This is a genomic window from Cryobacterium sp. N19, assembly GCF_002929595.1.
GTDB lineage: Bacteria > Actinomycetota > Actinomycetes > Actinomycetales > Microbacteriaceae > Cryobacterium > Cryobacterium flavum.
In genome coordinates this window covers 1-3900 of the sequence record NZ_PJJR01000020.1, presented here as the reverse complement: position 1 = coordinate 3900, position 3900 = coordinate 1, and the positions used below count along the sequence as shown (strand labels likewise).

The 3900-nt window shown below is 60.2% G+C and carries 4 protein-coding genes; 2 read left to right on the top strand and 2 right to left on the bottom strand.

Going from position 1 to position 3900, the window contains the following annotated elements:
• Positions 1–272: 272 nt before the first annotated feature.
• Positions 273–872, bottom strand: a complete 600-nt coding sequence (locus tag CXY78_RS00235) for a CDP-alcohol phosphatidyltransferase family protein (protein WP_092342681.1) — start codon at positions 870–872, stop codon at positions 273–275.
• A complete protein-coding gene (locus CXY78_RS00230; RefSeq protein ID WP_092342683.1) occupies positions 869–1474 on the bottom strand; it encodes a DedA family protein in 606 nt (201 codons plus the stop codon). The genes CXY78_RS00235 and CXY78_RS00230 overlap by 4 nt, the downstream gene beginning before the upstream one ends.
• A gap of 107 nt (positions 1475–1581) precedes the next feature.
• Between CXY78_RS00230 and CXY78_RS00225 the strand changes: the two genes are divergently transcribed.
• Together CXY78_RS00225 and CXY78_RS00220 are read left to right on the top strand one after the other, a co-directional pair.
• Complete coding sequence (locus tag CXY78_RS00225) at positions 1582–3024, top strand: sensor histidine kinase (RefSeq protein WP_104087458.1); 1443 nt, start codon at positions 1582–1584, stop codon at positions 3022–3024.
• Positions 3021–3740, top strand: coding sequence for a response regulator transcription factor (locus CXY78_RS00220; protein ID WP_104087457.1), 720 nt, complete (start codon positions 3021–3023; stop codon positions 3738–3740). Before CXY78_RS00225 ends, CXY78_RS00220 begins: the two co-directional genes overlap by 4 nt.
• Positions 3741–3900 lie beyond the last annotated feature (160 nt).

Here is a 3900-nt window from a genome sequence, read left to right as displayed (position 1 = left end):
AGAGCGCGGAGCACGGCATCGAGCTCGTCGCGATACTTAGGCACATACCTAATTATTCTTGAAGGGCAGGGATTCGTCAACTGGCTCACGCCAGGAACGTGTCCCGCGTTTGAAGAGTGTCCGGAATTGATCGTTTAGCACCAGTGTCATTTTCCGAAGTCGTCTGCACAACGGCCCCTGTGTTTCCGGGGTTGTGCAGGCGAGAGTGTGTCGAGGGCAATGAGGAACTGGGCGTTCTTCATGGTCCGTGACAGATAACATCCGCGATAGCTTCAGTCCCGTCCGAGAGTTGTGGCTGGTGCATGCGGTACATCTTGTCGGAGCAGTTGTCGTAGATAGCCGATGCCGGCAGCGATGTGGAACAAGGCGCCGAGCACCAAACCGACCTGTCCGATCAACAAGGCCAATCCCATCCCTGGAATGAGGCCGCCCGTGACGATGGACGCGCTGATCATAATGAGCGCGGTGCGAATCTTTCCGATCCAGGTGACCGAGAGCTGATGGTTCCGGTGTCGTGCCAGGAAGACGCTTCCGACGATCAGATCGACGAGGAGGATGACGATGATTACCGACCAGGGAATTGCACCGATGATCGTTAGTGCGATGCCAAGGCAGCCGATCCCCAATCGGTCGGCGATCGGGTCGAGGATCTCCCCGAGCCGTGTCTCTTGGCCGAGCCGCCGAGCGAGGAATCCGTCTACCCAATCCGTCGCGCCGAAGAGCACCGTGAGAGCGGCAGCTGTGAGCGGCTGAGCACCCGACAACAGAAGGGCCACGATCGGGAAGATCAGGACGAATCGGATAACGGTGACGAGATTTGGGATGGTCCACCACTCGGGTCGCGGCCGGAGAGTCCGATCTTTCGTATTCATGCGGTTCTCCGCACCCGCCGGATAACGAAGAACCCAACAGCGGCAGCCACCGCTACCGCGATCGCAGGGATGGTCGTGTGATTGGCGAATTCAACAAACGCGAAACCGAGCGCGGCGCCGCCCAGCACCCAGAGAAACGACCAGATGACGGCTGCGGTGCCGGAGGCGAGAGCGAACCGCCGGTAGCTCATGAGTGCCGCTCCTGCTGCTGCGGCGACCAAGGTTCGAACGCCGGGCAGGAGCCGAGCGACGATGATGAGCCAGAAACCGCGTCGTTTGACGAAACCGGTAGCCGCGTCCCAACGATCGACTCCGATTCTCCGCACCACCCGTGTGTTCACCATCTTCACGCCGAGTTTCCTTCCGATGAAATACCCGATGTGGTCGCCAATGAATGCCCCGACGGCAGCGACGAGTACGGCAAAGATCAGAAGAGGACTATCACGGAGGGCGACCGCGGCGAACACCAGAACAGTTTCCCCCGGCAGAATGGCACCGAGGCCGAAGGCCGCGTCCACGATCGACGCAATTAAGACGACCGCAAGGATGATTCCGATGTACTCACTGACGGAGTCAAGGAACAAAGTGATGTTTTCGAGCATGCAAGAAACGCTAGAAAAGCCCCGCTACCGTCGATAGTGACAAAGGTGAAGCCGCGAACTAACGAAGGCGAGTTCTTTCGTCTGCCAGGTCTCCCTAGGGTGGGAGGATGCTCGACAACAATCCGACTCCGCACACACGACGTGCGCGCAATACCAACACGACAGGCGCTGCTGTTGTTGGAACCTTACTCGGAGTCGCCTCTCCGTGGACGGACGGCTCGGGTCTGGTGCTATTAGGCACCACCGCGATCATCATCGGCTTCTGCGCCTCTCTGTGGAAGCCATCTTTCGGCGTCGTGATGGTCGCAGTGGCGGCCTCGCTCATCGCTGCGACACTGTGCGGACTGATCTCGAGTCCATCGTGGGCCGGTGCCATCCTCGGACTCGTCCGCGGCACGATTTACACCCTGTGCCTCGTCGTCCCCGTTCTGACGGTCGCCGCGCTTCGCGGACGGCGGGCCTATCTCCAGCGCGGCTGGGATCTGGCCCTCGCCGAGGCACGGGAACACGATGCTCGCGTCGAGCAGGCCGTGATGCGGGAACGAGACGCGATGGCTAGTGAAATCCACGACGGGTTAGGGCATCGGTTGACGCTGATCGCCGTCCAAGCCGGCCGCCTCTCCCTGGACGACACGTTGCCAGCAACGGCGAGAACGGAGCTGCAGAGCATCCGGGCCAATGCCGCCGCCGCGTCCGACGAACTCGGCGAGACCGTTCGACTAATTACCGAAAGAGACTCCGGCATCACCGCCTCGCTGAGCGGCCTCAGCATTGAAGACGTACTCGAGCGCGCGCAATCCTCCGGTATCGAGGTAAACAGCACCCTCGCGCCAGACATCGAACGATTCACCAACAATTACTCTCGCGCCGCTCTCCTCCGGGCACTGCAGGAAGGACTCACGAACGCCGCAAAACACGCACCGGGCACGAAGGTGAACATCGACATCAACATCGACGGAGACGAAGTCGAGTTACGGATTCGCAACCCCGATCACGGCACGACACCGACCCTACCTATAACGGGCCACGGTATCCTCGCCTTGCGACACCGAGTCGGGATCCTTGGCGGAACCCTGGACGTGAATCGTAGTGAAAACTTCACCCTCATAGTCCGACTCCCAAGATCGGCAACTCCATCCTCAGCCGCTACCAGTACACACCAATCTCGGACCGAGCTTGTCACCGCCGCGGACAGCAGCTCCGACCGGAAACGCCGTCGCACGACACGGGCCGCCTGGCTAGTTCCCATCGTTCTCCTCTCCACCGCAGCGCTAAGCGCGATCGGTTACTTCGCTTATGCCAACGTCGCGTCAGTCCTGACTCCCGAACGGTTCGCCGCCATCAACACCGGTGACACCCGCACCAAAACCGAGCTCCTTCTTCCGGCAGTGGAAATGCTCGACGCCCCGCGAACGTCTCTGGCTCAGCCTCCGAGATCGACGTGCGAGTTTTATGAGGCCTCGATAAGTTTCTTCGACCGCGACGATGTCTTCCGAATCTGCTTCGTCAACAACCGCGTTCTCGCCACCGACACGATCCTCGCCCCATGACTGGAAATCTCACCGGTGACACCCCGTCCGACAGCCCCCACCAACAAAGAGACGGTCTAATACGAGTCCTTCTTGCCGATGACGATCAGCTCGTGCGCGCTGGGATCGCCGGCATCCTCTCCACAGCCTCGGATATTGTAATCACCGCCGAAGCCTCAGACGGAACCGAAGCGCTTGAACTGGCTCGACGGCACTCGCTGGACGTCGTCGTTCTCGATATCCAGATGCCCAGACTCGACGGTATCCGCACCCTTGAACAGCTGCGGCGCGAGCAGCCACACGTGCCGGTCGCAATGCTGACCACGTTCTCCGATGAGGCCTACATTGCAGAGGCCATCACCCTCGGTGCGCTCGGCTTTTTCCTGAAATCGGATGACCCGCGTCACTTGATCGGCGGCGTCCGCGCTCTCGCAGGCGGCGGTGCCGCATTCTCACCGCGGGTCGGCCGGTGGCTGGTCCGCCAAGAAACCGGCGCCCGTTTCGGCCGCTCAACACGAGCCCAATCAACTGCGCGCGAACTAACCCACCGACAACGCGAACTGCTCGCCGGAATCGGGCGAGGCCAGTCGAATGCCCAGATCGCAAAATCCCTGCACCTTTCGGAAGGCACGGTGAAGCAGTACCTCAGTGTGCTCTTCACAGCGCTTGGCGTCGAGAATCGTGTGCAGGCGGCGATAATCGCATACGAAGCCGACCTCCTCAACGAACGCCCATAAGACGTCGGCGGTTTCAAATGGTGGAAGCAGCAGAAAATCTTCCCATCAACACCGTCATATAGATCCGAAAGCCCCAACTTGAACCGTCCCTGATTTCTTGCCGCTTTCTTTCTAGTGAAAGGATTCGGTTATGCCCAAGAAATACCCAGATGAGGTTCGT